Genomic DNA, 15,962 nt, shown 5'->3' with positions numbered 1-15,962 from the left:
TAAAATGAAGGTCGAGCAATGCACGACCTCTCTTGCGATTAAAATAGGGTTCATAATGAATAAACAAGAAATAGAATACCCGCTCGCGACACGCCCAGATGATGGAGAAGCCCTCGAAGTAAAAGAGGGATTGCTTTGGGTCCGGATGCCAATTCCGATTAAGGGCCTTGACTATATTAACCTCTATTTGATTGAAGACGATAATGGATGGACCATGGTGGATTCCGGGTTTAATTCAGATCGGATCAAAGAATTATGGGAAATTATTTTCGAGACGAAGTTAAAGGGAAAGCCTGTTACGCGTCTAATTTGTACACATTTTCATCCGGACCATATGGGACTAGCAGGATGGATAACCGATCGCTGGAATATACCGCTTACCATGACTTTTGGTGAATGGACTTTTGGGCGCATGCTGTATCTTGAAGCGGCTGATGAAACACCTGAATTTGTAATTGATTTCTATCGCTCTGTGGGATTTAACGACAAAATGTTGGAGCGTGTTAAGTCACGCGGCTTTAATCATTTTAATCGAGCGATGACAGAAGTTCCCATGGGATTCAACCGCATTGTTGATGATGAAATTATTCGGATTGGGTCACGTGATTGGCAAGTCATCGTTGGTCGTGGGCACTGCCCAGAGCATGCTTGCTTGTACTCTAAAGCGGACGGTATTTTAATTTCCGGTGACCAGGTTCTACCTCGCATAACGCCCCATATAGGTGTTTATCCTGCAGAACCGATGGCGAATCCATTGAAGCAATTTATTGATTCTATTGATACATATATGAAATTGCCGACGGATACGCTGGTTCTTCCAGCTCATAATGATGTGTTTACGGGTTTACATAATCAATTGGAATTTTACCAAAGCCATCACAACGATCGACTAAATCGGTTAAAGGCTGCTTGCGTGTCGCCACAATCGGCCATCGATCTATTACCCGTTCTTTTTGATCGGGAACTGTCGGATTCTGACAAAGGTCTCGCCATTTCTGAAGGTCTTGCTCACTGCCACTATTTAGTCGACGAAGGAGAGCTTGACCGAGAATGCGGTGACGACGGTGTTTGGCGGTTTCGCCGTGCTACTGCCGTTCGCGCTGCAGTCGCCTGATAGCAATAAACAAAAATAAAAAGGAGAATTTTGGATGACTGATCATTTGATTGTTGCGAAAGAAAATGGCATTGCGACCATAACTATGAACCGACCAGAGGCCCGTAATGCTTTGTCTCTCGAGATGCGTGAAGGGTTGTTCCTAGCAGTAACCGATATTGAAACCGATGACAGTGTCCGCTGTGTGGTCATTAAGGGTGCTGGCGATCATTTTATGGCTGGTGGCGATGTCAAATCGTTCAACGATTTTGTGAATAAAACGCCTGAAGAGCGCCGGCAGAATTTCGAACGGAGAATTCATAACCTTCATCCAACTATGTTTACTCTTCAACGGATGAACAAACCCGTCATTGCAAGTGTTCAAGGCGCCGCAGCAGGTTTCGGTCTATCACTGATGATGGCCTGTGACATGGTTATCGCGGCAGAAGATGCCTTCTTTACACTTGCCTATATCGGAATTGCGACGACACCAGATGGCTCCGGGACCTATAGCTTGCCGCGTATAGTGGGTCTTAAGAAAGCAATGGAAATAGCCATGTTGGGGGATCGTTTTGGCACAGATGCTGCACGCGAAATGGGTTTGATTAATTTTGTTGTTCCAAAAGACGATCTTTTATCTGAAACAGACAAGCTTGCGTCGCGGTTAGCGAATGGACCAACTTTTGCTCTTGGCCGGACCAAGGCACTCCTAAATGCTTCTTTAGGAAACAGCATGGAAAGCCAGCTTTCTCTGGAGGCCCAGAGTTTTGCTGCGTGTGCCGCCAGCGACGACTGGGTTGAAGGTGTTAAAGCTTTCAAGGAAAAGAGAAAGCCTGAATTCAAAGGCAAATAAACCAATTTCAGAAAGATGGACGTAAATGGCTGACTTAGAAGGAAAAACGCTTTTCATTACTGGGGCAAGCCGCGGTATTGGTTTGGCGATCGGTAAGCGTGCTGCCGCTGACGGTGCAAATGTTGTTATTGCGGCGAAAACCGCAGAACCGCATGCAAAACTGGCTGGAACCATTTACACCGCAGCTGAAGAAATTGAAGCCGCCGGGGGCAAAGCATTGCCGTTAGTGGTCGATGTCCGGGAAGAAGAATTAGTTGAAGCAGCTATGGAAAAAGCCGCAGAGACTTTTGGCGGTATTGATATTCTGGTGAATAACGCATCAGCTATTAGTCTGACAGGAACTCTGCAGACGCCAATGAAACGATATGATTTGATGCATCAAATCAATATTCGTGGGACGTATCTTTGTTCTCAAAAGGCGATACCTTACCTAAAAAAAGCGGAGAATCCCCATGTTCTCAACCTATCGCCGCCTCTCAATTTTGAAACTCATTGGTTCTCCCCACATGTTGCTTACAGCATGGCTAAATATGGCATGAGCCTTTGTGTATTAGGGATGGCAGAAGAATTCAAAAGAGACGGTATTGCCTTTAATGCTTTGTGGCCTAGAACTGCAATTGCAACGGCGGCGATGGATTTGATTGGGGGCGGTGATGTTCAGAAAAAATGCCGGAAAGTCGAGATTATGTCTGACGCCGCCCATATAATTTTAACAAAGCCCTCGCGGGAATTCAGCGGAAATTTCTGCATTGATGACGAAACAATGGCTTCTGTCGGCGTGACAGATCTGTCCAAATACCGCTTTGATGGCGTTAGTGAAGAGGAATTACTCCCAGATTTCTTCGTCTGATGAATTAAGCTGCCTGGCGCAAATCCAGGCGGCTCCACACATCTTTCAATGCGGCAACCAGATCCGACATCATTTTGTCGTCATGAAAAGGTGTAGGGGTAATACGCAAGCGCTCCTCGCCACGAGGCACGGTTGGATAGTTGATTGGCTGTAGGTAAATCCCATACTCTTCAAGCAGCATATCGCTCGCTTGTTTACATAAATTAGCGTCATAAACCATCACGGGAACTATGTGAGTTACAGAAGGCAACACTGGAAGGCCTGCATCTATCAGAAGACCTTTTAATGCTGCGGCGCGTTCCTGGTGTTGATCTCGTTCCCTTTGGCTTTTCTTAAGATGCCGGACGCTAGCTAGCGCACCTGCTGACATGATGGGGGACAATGTTGTGGTGAAGATAAAACCAGACGCGTAGGAACGAATGGAATCGACAATATTCTGTGTCGATGTAATAAATCCACCGACAACACCAAACGCTTTCCCCAACGTGCCTTCCATAATGGTGATCCGATCCATTAATCCTTCACGCTCGGCGACACCACCACCACGCGGGCCGTATAATCCAACGGCATGGACTTCGTCGAGATAAGTCATCGCACCATATTTATCGGCAAGGTCGCAAAATTCTTTTATTGGCGAGATATCGCCGTCCATAGAATAGACTGATTCAAACGCAATAATTTTTGGACGAGAAGGGTCGATAGCTTTGAGCTTTTCTTCCAGATCAAGGGCATCGTTGTGTCGGAAAATACGTTTTTCACATCCGGAATGGCGCACGCCATCAATCATCGATGCGTGATTGAGCTCATCCGACAAAATGACGCAATCGGGAAGTAATTTGCCTAATGTACTAAGTGTTGCATCGTTGGAAACGAAGCCGGAAGTAAAAACCAGCGCACTTTCCTTGCCATGTAAATCGGCGAGCTCTCTCTCCAGTTCACAGATCATATGGGTATTGCCGGAAATATTTCTTGTGCCGCCGGCGCCGGCGCCATAGCGATCTGTTGCATCTTTTATTGCCGCTAAAACGTCGGGATGTTGCCCCATACCCAGATAATCGTTTGAGCACCAGATTGTAACTTCTTGAGTATCGCCGGAGGGCAGGTGCCGCGTCGCCTTCGGGAAATTACCCGCGTGACGGCCGAGTTCTGTGAATACACGGTATCTGTTCTCGTCTTTAAGCGATTGGATCGCCTGCGCGAACACATGTTCATAATTCATGTTTGCTGCCCTCAGCTATTTGCGTCTTAACGACGTATGCTCCTAAATACCGACAATGCCGTTTCTTTGACAAGGGACAAAAGGTCGCAATCACCCAAAGTTGCCTTGATCGTGATAAAGTTTGAACAATCTCTGTCCACTGAACCGATTGATTAATGGGCCATCAGGACAGGTATCGTGCAGTTTTCCATTATTTCTTCAGTGACGGCACCAAAGAACATTCGCCGAAGCCGGCTTTTTGTAAAAGCCCCCATTACCAATAAATCTGCGTCGCAATTTGTCACCTGAGCCAACAACGATTCGGCGGTTGATTTCCCATTGCTGCCTTTTATCTCGCAAGTAGCGGCCGAAATTCCGTGCAGTGCCAAATAGTGAATAGCCTCATCGGGATGAATTTCTTCATCCAAATCATCGATTGCCGAAATCAATGTTACTTTTGATGCTGTGGTTAAAAACGGGAGGGAATAAGTCAGTGCACGACTTGATTCAACAGATCCATTCCATGCCAAAGCAACATTTGTTCCAATAGTGCCGGTATATCCAGGGGTCAGAAGTAGAACAGGTCTACCGGTTTCTCTCAGAGCTGCGTTAATCATTAATGCATTGGCGGCATCTTCTTCTTGCGGCGCTTTTTCAATGATAATCAGATCAAATAACCGTCCGAAAGATTCGATGACGTCTTCTCGATTCCCTTGTTTTTCTAGAAATCGGGCTGTCGCACCAGATCTTATTTGGTTTTCAGATCCTGTGGTTAAAGCAATGTCTTTCTTTTCACGCAAGCTTTCAAATAACTCCCGTGCATTTTTTTGCCGATTTTTCCCATCAGCTTCCGCCATGTCGATAATGCTCTCGATCATTGTCGACGTCATTCCCTCGCCGACAAATGCTGCAGCTGTTCGAGGATCTATGCTGATATGGAGTGCATCGACATGCGCACTAAAATGAGCAGCGAGGGTAAATGCCCTTTCGAGTGCAACTGTGTCACTTTTGGTGTCGTTTCCCGTTAGAGGGACCAGTATAGATTTAATTGTCATGTTATTCCCATCCATTAAACCAGATTAGAGTATAACCATAACGCCTTCAAAAATAAACACTTTTGGTTTCGCAAATGCGGGTGACAGCTTGGTTCACAATCTACTTGGTATTATTGCCCTAGGTTAATACGCGTCTCAATGTATTGGGTCCTGGTGGATAATAGCTTCAGCTTCGGGGAATTCTGTGATCAGTTCTTTTTCAACACTATCTGAAATTTGATGGGCATCATGTAACGTCATGCCTCCATCCATATCGAGATGCATCTGTATAAAGACTTGTTGGCCGGATCTTCTCGTCCGTAAATCATGAATGCCTAAAACACCTGGATGGGCTGTAACAAGCTCAATTATTTTTGTTCTTTCTGCGTCCTCAAGTTCTTCGTCCATCAAATCAGAAAAAGACGCGCGGATTATTTTCCAAGAGCTGAAAAGAAGGAACAAGGCAATTCCAATGGCAAAAACACCATCTGCATAGATCCAATGAAAGACACCTCCAAGAATGAGGGCGACGATAACGCTCCCATTAATTAGGACATCGCCTACATAATGCAGGGAATCTGCGGATATAGCCACTGATCGCGTCTTACGGATAACGTACCGCTGATATGCGACAAGAAAGAGTGTCAGAACAATCGACACAACCATTACCGCGATCCCCAAATCACTTGAATTGAGTGCTTTTGGGTTGAGGAGACGTTCAGATGCTTGAAAAACAAGGAATACACCGGATCCGGCGATGATTGCCGATTGAAATAATCCTGCCAATGCTTCGGCTTTGCCATGCCCAAAACGGTGATCATGATCAGCGGGCACCAGCGCATGTCGAACGGCCACAAGGTTAATTACAGACGCGACCATATCCAAAAGGGAATCAACCAAGGTCGACAAAATAGCGACTGAATTGGTGGATAGATAGGCTGCCAGTTTTATGCAAATAAGGATAATGGCGATGGTCACAGAGGCATACGTGGCGGAGCGCATCAATCTGCCATTCTCGCCTCCATGTGTGCCTGTGTCGGATTTTTCCATCACAAAATCAATCGCTTTCGAGATAAATTAAAAGTTGAATCTAAGATCAAGGGTATAAAGTACTTTCTGTCCAGCCAACATCTGCCAAATTATATTGTCGGCGCTCATGAAGTCTGAAGGGGCGATCCCGCCAAAATTCGATGCGTGAGGGGATTACACGAAATCCAGACCAATAGTCTGGGCGCGGTATTTCGCCGATGCCGAATTTTGCCGTATATTTAGCCACTGCTTTTTCCAGTTCAAAGCGGCCTTCCATAGGGCGTGATTGCTGACTTGCCCAGGCGCCAATCCTGCTGTCGCGAGGTCGGCTTTGAAAATAGGCATCAGCTTCTGCGTCCGTTACCTGCTCAATTCTTCCTTGAATCCGAATGCTGCGGCGCAACGATTTCCAATGAAAACAGAGGCCTGCCCGGGGTGTCGAGAGAAGCTCGCTACCCTTCTGACTTTCAAAATTCGTATAAAAAACAAATCCTTGATCATCAGCATGTTTAAGCAGAACCATGCGGACCGACGGTTGCCCTTGTGGATCAACAGTCGCCAATGCCATGGCAGTCGGATCGTTTGGCTCTTTCTCTTCGGCTTCACGCATCCATTGTTGAAATTCATGGAGAAGTTCGGAAATTGTTTTCACAGTCATATTGGCCGATTCGTTAGTAGGAATAATGAAAGAATGTAGTCCATAGCTATGTTTAACCGCCTGTATGGAGAATGTCGATGCTTTGTAAACCGGAGAAATATAACAAATTGTAATCTATTGTGATCTGTCTTTTGCTATCAAAGTTCAAAATGCCCATATATACTGGAGTATGGAATTAAACGGGGGCAATCCCTGAGTTCGACTTTGAAAGAATAAGGACGGAAACATGATGAAATCGAAATTCACGTTGGTGGTTGCTTTGACAGCGCTTTTAGCAGTGACAGGCTGTGGTGCTAATCAGGATAATGAGAAGCAAACGGCAGGTGCAGTTATTGGGGCGGTTGGCGGCGGGCTACTAGGTTCATTGTTCGGTAAAGGGACCGGCCAACTTGTTGCGGTTGGGGTTGGTACTCTGGCGGGCGCGATGATCGGTTCAGACGTTGGTAAAACGCTCGACGCCGCCGATAGGGCTCAGTTGGACAGGGCAGAAAAGCGTGCGACTACGGCTCCGATTGGTCAAGCAATTACCTGGAATAACCCGCAAAGCGGTAATTCTGGCACGATTACGCCGGTACGTGATGGGAATGATAGCGGTGGACGTTATTGCCGTGAATTTCAACAAGATATAGTTATTGGCGGAAAAGTTGAGAAAGGCTATGGACAAGCCTGCCGTAAACCAGATGGTTCGTGGGAAATAATGAGCTAAGCGGCGATAAATTTTCCAGTCAAAGAAAATCTATGTCGGTAAGAAGGAAATTAAGGACGTTTTGAAGATTAAGTTCCGCAAAAGTTCCCTGGGTTTGGCTCTGATGGTTGCGCTTATTGCGACCACCGCCAATGTTGTGCGGGCTGATTTCGCCGATGGCGTCACGGCCTACGAGGCGGGTGATTATAAGGAAGCGTTCGACGAATGGCTGCCCCTCGCTCAAAACAACGATCCGGCTGCAATGCGGAATATCGGCCATATATATCGACGTGGTCTAGGGGTGGACCAAGATTTTAAAAAAGCAATGAACTGGTACAAAAGAGCGGCAACACTTGGTATTGACCGTGCGCAGGCTAATGTTGGCGATATGTATCTGAAGGGTGAAGGTGTCCCGCAAGACTACGAACAGGCGGCGCAATGGTTCGCCCGCGCTGCACAACAGGGACATGTGCTGTCGCAATATAATCTTGGACTTCTGCTTGAAAACGGACTTGGCGTTGAAAAAAATGACGAATTGGCATTGGGTTGGTATGAGGAGGCTGCGCAGGCCGGTTATGCACCGGCAATTGAAAAAGCCGCCGCTTTAAAGTCAGGTGTAGTCGTTGCGAAGGCAGGTACTCCGGCTGAACAATCAGAACCAGCGCGTGAGGCGAAAGCGTCAACGACCGCCGTGGAACCAGAAGAATCACTTAAAGTTGCCCCGGTGGTGGCGACCGCAGCGGTGAGTGCGGTTGTGGCGACGGAAGTTATTCGATCTTCGGACACACCCGCTTCGGAGACATCAAAATCGGCTGAAGCCGCTCCTGAGACTGTTCAGAAACAAGGTTTTTATGACGCATTGAAGTCACTGGCGAAAGAGAAACCAGCTGCAGTTGCGGCAACAGCCGTTGCCGTGCCTGTTGTGGCCGCCAACCAAGAAGAAGATACTTTGCCGGCGGAAACAACAAGCAAAGATAACCCAGAAATAAAGGTTGCTGCCGTAGCCGCGGTTCCAACGGCGGTGGCGGTGACCCCGCAATCGTCGACACAAGGCAATGCGGCAGAAGCTACTGAACCAACGGCCAAAACTGTGGCCGCTCCCGCGCCAACGTCTGCAGCAGTACCGAAAGCCGCTGCGGCAGCGTCAGCGGTAACTGTCTCGACGAAAGCGACCGGACAAAACGGCTTAACGCTTGAAGAGAAACTGGAAATGGCGGATTTGGCATATACTTTGAAGGAGTATCAGCAATCTTTGAGTATATGGGCTGTACTGGCGCAACAAAATAACGCCGAAGCACAATATCGGTTGGGCAGGCTTTTCTTTAGTGGCCACGCTGTCCCAATTGATCGGGTTCGCGCGTATTACTGGTGGGAAAAGGCAAAGGATAATGGATCGGCTGATGCCAGTGTTGCACTTGCAAATTTGGAAAAATCATTGACGCATATGGAAATACGGCAAATACAGAGAACGAATTAACGCAGACATGTGTTTTTACAAATGATAGAAGGCTGAGTTTGAGCCTGTTTTTGATAAAAGAGTGATTGATACAATAATCAATGAAAGATTTATATACGATACTCGGTGTTGCGAAGGGGGCTAATCCGCAAGAAATAAAGTCTGCCTATCGCAAGCTTGCGAAGAAACATCATCCAGATGCCAATCCGGGCGATACGAAAGTTGAAGAGAAGTTCAAGGTAATATCCGCTGCTTATAATATCCTGGGCGATGAAAAACTGAAGGCTCGGTACGATCGAGGTGAAATCGATGGATCAGGCCAAGAAAAGCATCCTGGTTTCGGTGGCGATCGTTCTGGACCATTTCGCCAATCGACAACCGGTTTCAGTGGAGGCGGCACGGAAGATATTTTTTCTGAGATATTTGGTAATTTCCGGCGAGGGGGCTTTCAAGGAGAGACTGTCCAAAAAGGCAAGGATCGCAAGTTTGCTATTGAGATAACTTTCGTTGAAAGTGCTCTTGGAGGAACACGCCGTCTGACTATGGGGGAAGGCGGCAGAACACTTGATGTAAATATTCCTGCCGGAATTACTGATGGACAGCAAATCCGGCTTAAAGGGCAGGGCGACAAAGGTACTGGGGGTGGACCCTCCGGTGACATATTAATAAACGTCTCTGTTCGAACGCATGCTTTGTTCAAACGCGAAGGATCTAACGTGCTGGTTGAACTCCCGGTTAGTTTGCCGGAAGCCGTTCTCGGTGCGCAAGTTAAAGTGCCCACAGTAGATGGAACTGTTAATTTAAAGATCCCGCAAGGTTCAAACACCGGGACCACTCTCCGTCTAAAAGGAAAAGGCATTGGTGCGCCGAAAAAAGGGAGAAGAGGGGACCAGCTTGTAAAGCTGAAAGTCGTCCTGCCTGATCAGCAAGATGAAGAATTACAAGATTGGGTTACAAAATGGTCGGAGAAACACGATTATGACGCACGATCAAAATTAAAGGACTAATAGTTGTAGATATTAGGCCCAATAAGTCTTTTGACTGTGTTTCTCAGTCAAGTTAGATAGTAAGATGGTTACGGTATTTGTAATGATGGGGTTTCGTTGATGACACAGCATAACGGTCTGATGGCAGGCAAAAGAGGATTGATTATGGGGGTTGCCAATAGTCATTCGCTCGCTTGGGGGATAGCGCGTACATTACATGAGCATGGCGCAGAAATTGCTTTTACATATCAAGGTGAAGCTCTGGGAAAACGGGTTATTCCGCTCGCGGAAAGCGTTGGATCAGATACTGTCCTTGAATGTGATGTAAGTGACGATGACTCAATGGACGCCGTCTTTGCGGTACTGGAAGAGAAATGGGGAAAAATTGATTTCTTCGTTCATGCAATCGGATATTCGGACAAGGCACAGCTACGCGGAAATTATTCTGATACAACTCGCGATAATTTCTTGATGACCATGGATATTTCCTGTTTTTCATTCACAACGCTCGCAAAGCGTGCAGCTCCGTTAATGTCAGACGGCGGCAGTATGGTGACGTTGACCTACTATGGTGCTGAGCGAGTTATTCCTCATTATAATGTGATGGGTGTCGCTAAGGCCGCCTTGGAAGCCTCCGTTCGTTATCTGGCCATGGAAATGGGAAAAAATAATATCCGGGTGAATGCATTGTCCGCCGGGCCCATAAAAACGCTTGCGGCTTCTGGCATTGGGGACTTTAGATATATTCTCAAATGGAATGAATATAATTCTCCGTTGAAGAGAAACGTCACAATCGATGACGTCGGCGGATCAGCGTTATATTTATTGAGCGATATAGGTGCCGGCGTGACTGGTGAAACCCATCATGTCGATGCTGGATATCATGTGGTCGGGATGAAAGCGGAAGACGCACCGGACATAGAGAAGTGAAAACCTCATTTCAGTTAAGTTTAGACGGAATTCGTTATGTCACATAATAGTTTTGGCCATCTTTTTCGGGTCACAACCTGGGGCGAAAGTCATGGCCCAGCCCTTGGATGCGTCATAGATGGATGCCCGCCACTTATTGAAGTGAGCGAAGAGGAAATTCAGTTCTGGATGGACCGCCGTAAGCCCGGGCAATCCCGATTCACAACGCAACGTAAAGAGCCGGATTTGGTGAAGATCTTGTCAGGTGTGTTCGAAGGGAAAACAACAGGGACCCCCATAAGCCTGTCAATCGAAAACAAAGATCAACGATCTAAAGATTATGGTGATATCAAAGACAAATTTCGACCGGGACACGCAGACTACACGTACCATACGAAATATGGTATTCGCGATTATCGTGGTGGCGGCAGGTCGAGCGCCCGTGAGACAGCTGCTCGGGTGGCTGCAGGTGGTATCGCTAGAAAAATTCTCGGCCCCTCCGTTACTATCAAAGGGTATTTGACGCAGATAGGTGACCGTGTTGTAGATCGCGAGCGATGTTCTCTAGAGGTCATAGATACAAATCCGTTCTGGTGCCCGGATCCGGGTATGGTGGATAACTGGGCAGAATATCTCGATGGAATTCGAAAAAATGGCTCTTCCGTCGGAGCGATTATTGAAGTTGTTGCGACTGGTGTTCCGGCAGGCCTTGGAGCTCCCGTTTATGGAAAACTTGATTCTGATCTCGCCGGAGCGATGATGACGATCAATGCCGTTAAAGGTGTTGAGATAGGCGATGGATTTTCAACTGCGGCGTTGACTGGTGAGACCAATGCTGACGAAATGCGTCAGGGAAATGAGACCGGACCAAGATTTGTCAGTAACCATGCCGGTGGAATTCTTGGCGGAATTTCTACGGGGCAGGATATTGTTGTTCGGTTTGCCGTAAAGCCGACATCGTCCATTCTTAAACCGCGTGATACGGTGGACAAAGATGGCAATGAGACAGAAATTATGACCAAGGGTCGGCATGATCCGTGCGTCGGAATTCGCGGTGTTCCCGTCGGAGAAGCGATGATGGCTTGTGTTCTCGCCGACCATCTCCTACGGCATCGTGGGCAAAACGGTTAGCCAACAAAAGAACAACTAAAAAGGAGAGCCTTCTATGTCTCAGCCTAAATATATTCACGCTCTAGATGTTCCCGTACCTGAAAGAAAAGATCTGGACGCGGGCACGCAAAAATACTTTGACATTTGTGATGAGAAACTGGGAATGGTCCCAAATGTTCTCGCATCTTATAGCTTCGACCCTGCTAAATTGCGGGCTTTCTCGGATATGTATGGTGACTTGATGCTTGGGGATTCCGGTTTGTCCAAGCTTGAACGGGAAATGATTGCAGTTGTTGTTTCTTCTGTAAATAAGTGTTTTTACTGCCTTACGGCCCATGGTGCCGCTGTCCGGGAATTATCAGGCGATCCAATCCTTGGGGAATTGATGGTGATGAACTATCGTGCGGCTGAATTATCGCCAAAGCAAAAAACCATGCTTGATTTTGCTAATAAATTGACAGAGACGCCTGCCAAGATCGAAGAAGAGGACCGAAAAACGCTTCGGGATATAGGATGGTCTGATCGGGATATCTGGGACATATCGGCGACCGTCGCATTTTTTAATATGAGTAACCGAATGTCAGTGGCTATCGATATGATGCCTAACGAGGCCTATCATTCACAAGCGCGATAAGTTCATCAATTTGTTCGCTGATAGATCGTTCATGATGTCAAAACATAAGCGAGTGAAAAATTACGATGACTGCCTTTCAAACAATCAGCCGAGGATACTTCAATTGGAAAAATTGAACCCCCTATTTGTCCTAATTGGTCGGATACTTGTTGCAGCATTATTTCTGCCTGCCGGTATTAGCAAAATTGGTAATTACAGCGGTATGCAGCAGTATATGGAGTCAGTTGGCATTCCAGGTATCATCCTTCCTTTGGTTATAATTTTAGAAGTAGGCGGCGGTTTGGCATTGATTGTTGGTTGGCAGACCCGTATCGCTGCTTTTCTATTGGCGGGGTTTTGCGTGGTATCCGGGATCTTATTTCATTTTCAACCGGAAGATCAGGTCCAGATGATTTTGTTGATGAAAAATATCGCGGTCGCCGGTGGACTACTCATTCTTGTTGGTGTTGGAGCCGGTGCCTATAGCTTAGATCACCGAAAAAGTAGTGATTGATTGAGTGTAAGAGCACAAACCGCAGCAAATATGAAATACTCGTTAGCGTGTTTTTGCGGCGGCGGCTTCCAAAAGAGACGGAGCCGCCCCGTTTAAATGGGCATTTTCAGAAATATGGCGACGCCAGGCCTTAGCACCGGGTCGTCCTTGGAATAATCCAAGCATATGCCGCGAAATGGATTTAAGCGGAACGCCATTGGCCATTTCACGGTCAATGTAAGGCAAAATCCGCTCGACAACTTCTTTTCGTTCCGGTGCTGTTTCTTCAAGACCAAAATATCGCTTATCGATTTCTGCAAGAAAATAAGGATTTTGATAAGCTTCCCGGCCAATCATCACACCATCTACGTTGTCAAGATGTAGATCAATTTCGTCTGTTGATTGGATGCCGCCGTTAATGATGATCTCTAACTCTGAAAAATCCTGTTTAAGCTGATAAACGCGATCATAATCGAGGGGAGGGATTGTACGGTTTTCTTTCGGGCTCAATCCGGTCAACCAAGCTTTTCTAGCATGGATAATAAAAGTTTTGCATCCCGCGGCAGCGATGGTATCGGTGAATTCCGTTAAATGTGCGTAACTATCCAGATTGTCGATGCCGATGCGGTTTTTAACAGTGACGGGGAGGGACGTAGCGGCCTTCATTGCCGAGACGCAAGCGGCGACTGTTTTCGGTTCCGCCATTAAACAGGCTCCGAACCTTCCGTTTTGGACCCGGTCCGACGGGCAACCAACATTCAGATTTATTTCCCGATAACCATAAGGTTCAGCAATTTCGCAGCATTTTGCCAAATCGTCAGGTGAGCTACCGCCAAGTTGTAAAGCGACGGGTTGTTCGGCTGGATCAAACCGTAGATGCCGATCCGCATCTCCAAATAAGATAGCGCCCGTCGTGACCATTTCCGTATAGAGCAAGGCGCGACTAGTGATTAGGCGCAGGAAATACCGATCATGTCGATCTGTCCAGTCCATCATTGGTGCGATACTAATAGTGCGATCTAGTTTGCTCACAGGCTTCCCTAAATTTCTTTTCTTGCCCTTGATATAAGGATATGGAAATAAAACCAAAGAAAAAACGAAATATTTGTTCGGATTTTTCTGAAATTCGACCTGTCTTCCGAAGAAAATCTATAAATGAATTAGTTGTTAGCCAACTGTAACTCGGCTTCGATTTCTATGGCAAAATTCATAGGAAGCCCGGCGACGCCGATTGCCGAGCGGGAATGCCGTCCAACCTTGGGACCGAAAACATCAATTATAAGGTCACTAAAGCCGTTGATCACAAGATGCTGCTGATCATAACCCTGCGCCGAATTGACCATACCGAAAACGCGGTTCCAGCCGGCGACACGGGACAACTGCCCGATTTCAGCTTTGAGGTTAGCGAGGACGGATAATCCTATATCGCGCGCCGCGAGCTGAGCTTCTTCTGTATTCAAATCCGTCCCGACTTTCCCAAATGGGCCAGCTATGGCGCCATCCATTGATTGTTTTGGATGGCCAGATATGAACACCTTGTCGCCCCGAACGTTCACAAATGTGAAAGGCAAATGTAAATTTGGTGGAAGGGTGACAGGAGCAGGGAGTGCGAACCCGAGCTCGTCTATTCGCTCTTCTGGGCTAAGCATAGATATCTCCTTACATTCACTGAAGTTGCGCTGGCGTTCGGATACATATTAGCGGCCCCAATGATAGCGAGTAAAACCGTACCTTGAAATCCATATTCAATGCGCAGCTTTGACCCGAATTTTTCTTCCGTCAATTTTCTTTCCGTGAAGCTCTTCGATAGCTTTCTCCGCCTCTTCGTCACTTGTCATTTCAACGAAACCAAACCCTTTGGAGGCTCCTGTTTCATCATCCATTACTAGATTGCAGGCCGAGATTTTGCCGAAAGTCTCGAACAGACTTGCCAAATCTGTTTCGCTTAGACTGCGCGGAAGATTAAGTACAATCAATTTCATTTGTTTTGTCCAAGAATAAAGGGAGCCGCTTACTAACACAGTAACGGGGACCTGAACATCTCAAACCCGTATTGTTTTTGCGGCAATACTGTATCCAAGCTCAATCATCTCCGCGGAACGATCAAATTCTAACGTACCACAACAGTTACGGGGAATTTTTAGTATAATATCCGGAGGGTAGGCCGCAAGTTTTTGCCTCGCAATAGCACCCTGCATTGTGTCTATAGTCTGATCAATCATCTGAAAGAAGCCTATTCGAGAGTTAGTTTCTGTTAATATTGCTGGAGTCATGTTTTCAATATATTGATTCACCTTTGATCTAAATCCAGCTATTTCCGGAAAGTCAAAATTTTGCTCTTTGGCCTTGGGTAAAATTACCGCTTCTCCTGCAAGATTGACGGCAATTGTCTCGTCGGTTGCATCGCGGAATGTAGGGGCAACGGGAACAGGGTTTAACATTCCTCCGTCCAAAAGTTCTCGGTCGCCATATTTGGCCGGTGTAAAAAACATCGGCATGGAAATGGAGGCTCGTATTGCTTCAAACAGAGGGCCATTGCTGAACCATATTTCTTTTTCATTGACGATATCTGATGCGACAGCCGTGTAAGAAATGGGAAGATCTTCTATTAGCTTGTCGCCGACAAGGTCTCGCAAGGTGTCAATGATCCGATCGCCTTTTACAAGACCCGCCTGTCCAATTGAAAAGTCCAGCAATCTTAAGATGTCTGATTTTGTAAGCGCTGTAACCCAACCAGTAAAGTCATCCAGTTTATCGAGAGCATATATACCGCCAACCAAAGATCCGATGGATGCCCCGGAAATTGACCGAATGTCATAGCCGTTGTCAGTAAGCCATTGGATAACGCCTATATGCGCCATTCCACGCGCACCACCAGATCCAAGTACGAGGGAAACAGTTTTTTGCCCGCTGGTTGTTTCCCTATTCTGCTGAAGGCTGATCATTCTGTGTTTCTCCATCTACGGTTTAGCAATTCTGGAAGTATAACCACAGT

General features: G+C 46.7%; 18 protein-coding genes. 10 read left to right on the top strand and 8 right to left on the bottom strand.

Features of this window, described 5'->3' with window-relative positions; all coding sequences use genetic code 11:
• Positions 1-55: 55 nt before the first annotated feature.
• From V7723_RS11775 to V7723_RS11765, 3 genes are read left to right on the top strand one after another with little or no spacing between them, the layout of a single operon-like run.
• On the top strand, positions 56-1,114 hold the full coding sequence (locus V7723_RS11775) for an MBL fold metallo-hydrolase (RefSeq protein ID WP_335684670.1): 1,059 nt from the start codon (positions 56-58) through the stop codon (positions 1,112-1,114).
• 34 nt (positions 1,115-1,148) lie between these two features.
• The gene (locus V7723_RS11770) at positions 1,149-1,946 is read left to right on the top strand and encodes an enoyl-CoA hydratase/isomerase family protein (protein ID WP_335684669.1); all 798 of its coding nucleotides are present in this window, start codon (positions 1,149-1,151) and stop codon (positions 1,944-1,946) included.
• 25 nt (positions 1,947-1,971) lie between these two features.
• Positions 1,972-2,796 (top strand): SDR family oxidoreductase, encoded by an 825-nt coding sequence (locus V7723_RS11765; protein ID WP_335684668.1) that lies wholly within the window; start codon positions 1,972-1,974, stop codon positions 2,794-2,796.
• Positions 2,797-2,800: 4 nt separating this feature from the next.
• Here the strand turns inward: V7723_RS11765 and hemA are convergent, their stop codons facing one another.
• The 4 genes from hemA to pdxH form a co-directional block, all read right to left on the bottom strand.
• Positions 2,801-4,015 carry a 5-aminolevulinate synthase gene (gene hemA, locus V7723_RS11760; RefSeq protein WP_335684667.1) on the bottom strand — a complete coding sequence of 405 codons (1,215 nt, stop codon included), beginning with the start codon at positions 4,013-4,015 and terminating at the stop codon, positions 2,801-2,803.
• 152 nt (positions 4,016-4,167) lie between these two features.
• Positions 4,168-5,049 (bottom strand): universal stress protein, encoded by an 882-nt coding sequence (locus V7723_RS11755; protein WP_335684666.1) that lies wholly within the window; start codon positions 5,047-5,049, stop codon positions 4,168-4,170.
• Positions 5,050-5,184: 135 nt separating this feature from the next.
• The gene (locus V7723_RS11750; RefSeq protein ID WP_335684665.1) at positions 5,185-6,078 is read right to left on the bottom strand and encodes a cation diffusion facilitator family transporter; all 894 of its coding nucleotides are present in this window, start codon (positions 6,076-6,078) and stop codon (positions 5,185-5,187) included.
• Between the two features lie 46 nt (positions 6,079-6,124).
• Positions 6,125-6,715 (bottom strand): pyridoxamine 5'-phosphate oxidase, encoded by a 591-nt coding sequence (gene pdxH / locus V7723_RS11745; protein ID WP_335684664.1) that lies wholly within the window; start codon positions 6,713-6,715, stop codon positions 6,125-6,127.
• Between the two features lie 226 nt (positions 6,716-6,941).
• Here pdxH and V7723_RS11740 point away from each other — a divergent pair, with 226 nt between their 5' ends.
• The 7 genes from V7723_RS11740 to V7723_RS11710 all read left to right on the top strand — a co-directional run bounded on the left by V7723_RS11740 (position 6,942) and on the right by V7723_RS11710 (position 12,988).
• Positions 6,942-7,421, top strand: a complete 480-nt coding sequence (locus tag V7723_RS11740) for an RT0821/Lpp0805 family surface protein (RefSeq protein ID WP_335684663.1) — start codon at positions 6,942-6,944, stop codon at positions 7,419-7,421.
• Positions 7,422-7,524: 103 nt separating this feature from the next.
• Positions 7,525-8,877: a tetratricopeptide repeat protein gene (locus V7723_RS11735; protein ID WP_335684662.1), complete on the top strand. Its 1,353-nt coding sequence runs from the start codon at positions 7,525-7,527 to the stop codon at positions 8,875-8,877.
• A gap of 80 nt (positions 8,878-8,957) precedes the next feature.
• A complete protein-coding gene (locus V7723_RS11730; RefSeq protein ID WP_335684661.1) occupies positions 8,958-9,863 on the top strand; it encodes a J domain-containing protein in 906 nt (301 codons plus the stop codon).
• A gap of 99 nt (positions 9,864-9,962) precedes the next feature.
• Complete coding sequence (fabI, locus tag V7723_RS11725) at positions 9,963-10,772, top strand: enoyl-ACP reductase FabI (protein WP_335684660.1); 810 nt, start codon at positions 9,963-9,965, stop codon at positions 10,770-10,772.
• A gap of 36 nt (positions 10,773-10,808) precedes the next feature.
• On the top strand, positions 10,809-11,882 hold the full coding sequence (aroC, locus tag V7723_RS11720) for a chorismate synthase (RefSeq protein ID WP_335684659.1): 1,074 nt from the start codon (positions 10,809-10,811) through the stop codon (positions 11,880-11,882).
• Between the two features lie 34 nt (positions 11,883-11,916).
• Complete coding sequence (locus tag V7723_RS11715; RefSeq protein WP_335684658.1) at positions 11,917-12,495, top strand: peroxidase-related enzyme; 579 nt, start codon at positions 11,917-11,919, stop codon at positions 12,493-12,495.
• 103 nt (positions 12,496-12,598) lie between these two features.
• On the top strand, positions 12,599-12,988 hold the full coding sequence (locus V7723_RS11710) for a DoxX family protein (RefSeq protein ID WP_335684657.1): 390 nt from the start codon (positions 12,599-12,601) through the stop codon (positions 12,986-12,988).
• A gap of 42 nt (positions 12,989-13,030) precedes the next feature.
• Here V7723_RS11710 and dusA read toward each other — a convergent pair whose 3' ends face one another.
• From dusA to V7723_RS11690, 4 genes are all read right to left on the bottom strand, one after another.
• Positions 13,031-13,999, bottom strand: coding sequence for a tRNA dihydrouridine(20/20a) synthase DusA (gene dusA, locus V7723_RS11705; RefSeq protein ID WP_335684656.1), 969 nt, complete (start codon positions 13,997-13,999; stop codon positions 13,031-13,033).
• 128 nt (positions 14,000-14,127) lie between these two features.
• Complete coding sequence (locus tag V7723_RS11700; protein WP_335684655.1) at positions 14,128-14,616, bottom strand: RidA family protein; 489 nt, start codon at positions 14,614-14,616, stop codon at positions 14,128-14,130.
• 96 nt (positions 14,617-14,712) lie between these two features.
• A complete protein-coding gene (locus tag V7723_RS11695; protein ID WP_335684654.1) occupies positions 14,713-14,949 on the bottom strand; it encodes an RNA recognition motif domain-containing protein in 237 nt (78 codons plus the stop codon).
• 60 nt (positions 14,950-15,009) lie between these two features.
• The gene (locus tag V7723_RS11690; RefSeq protein ID WP_335684653.1) at positions 15,010-15,912 is read right to left on the bottom strand and encodes a patatin-like phospholipase family protein; all 903 of its coding nucleotides are present in this window, start codon (positions 15,910-15,912) and stop codon (positions 15,010-15,012) included.
• Positions 15,913-15,962: the final 50 nt, after the last annotated feature.

It is taken from the genome of Sneathiella sp. (assembly GCF_036960985.1).
Lineage (GTDB): Bacteria > Pseudomonadota > Alphaproteobacteria > Sneathiellales > Sneathiellaceae > Sneathiella.
The sequence above is the reverse complement of the archived record's forward strand: the minus strand, read 5'-3'. Positions and strand labels throughout refer to the sequence as shown.

Bases quoted from the DNA above. Each gene is read 5' to 3' on its own strand.
- V7723_RS11775 (WP_335684670.1), top strand. From the start codon at position 56: ATGAATAAACAAGAAATAGAATACCCGCTCGCGACACGCCCAGATGAT.
- V7723_RS11770 (WP_335684669.1), top strand. From the start codon at position 1,149: ATGACTGATCATTTGATTGTTGCGAAAGAAAATGGCATTGCGACCATA.
- V7723_RS11765 (WP_335684668.1), top strand. From the start codon at position 1,972: ATGGCTGACTTAGAAGGAAAAACGCTTTTCATTACTGGGGCAAGCCGC.
- hemA (WP_335684667.1), bottom strand. From the start codon at position 4,015: ATGAATTATGAACATGTGTTCGCGCAGGCGATCCAATCGCTTAAAGAC.
- V7723_RS11755 (WP_335684666.1), bottom strand. From the start codon at position 5,049: ATGACAATTAAATCTATACTGGTCCCTCTAACGGGAAACGACACCAAA.
- V7723_RS11750 (WP_335684665.1), bottom strand. From the start codon at position 6,078: ATGGAAAAATCCGACACAGGCACACATGGAGGCGAGAATGGCAGATTG.
- pdxH (WP_335684664.1), bottom strand. From the start codon at position 6,715: ATGACTGTGAAAACAATTTCCGAACTTCTCCATGAATTTCAACAATGG.
- V7723_RS11740 (WP_335684663.1), top strand. From the start codon at position 6,942: ATGATGAAATCGAAATTCACGTTGGTGGTTGCTTTGACAGCGCTTTTA.
- V7723_RS11735 (WP_335684662.1), top strand. From the start codon at position 7,525: ATGGTTGCGCTTATTGCGACCACCGCCAATGTTGTGCGGGCTGATTTC.
- V7723_RS11730 (WP_335684661.1), top strand. From the start codon at position 8,958: ATGAAAGATTTATATACGATACTCGGTGTTGCGAAGGGGGCTAATCCG.
- fabI (WP_335684660.1), top strand. From the start codon at position 9,963: ATGACACAGCATAACGGTCTGATGGCAGGCAAAAGAGGATTGATTATG.
- aroC (WP_335684659.1), top strand. From the start codon at position 10,809: ATGTCACATAATAGTTTTGGCCATCTTTTTCGGGTCACAACCTGGGGC.
- V7723_RS11715 (WP_335684658.1), top strand. From the start codon at position 11,917: ATGTCTCAGCCTAAATATATTCACGCTCTAGATGTTCCCGTACCTGAA.
- V7723_RS11700 (WP_335684655.1), bottom strand. From the start codon at position 14,616: ATGCTTAGCCCAGAAGAGCGAATAGACGAGCTCGGGTTCGCACTCCCT.
- V7723_RS11695 (WP_335684654.1), bottom strand. From the start codon at position 14,949: ATGAAATTGATTGTACTTAATCTTCCGCGCAGTCTAAGCGAAACAGAT.
- V7723_RS11690 (WP_335684653.1), bottom strand. From the start codon at position 15,912: ATGATCAGCCTTCAGCAGAATAGGGAAACAACCAGCGGGCAAAAAACT.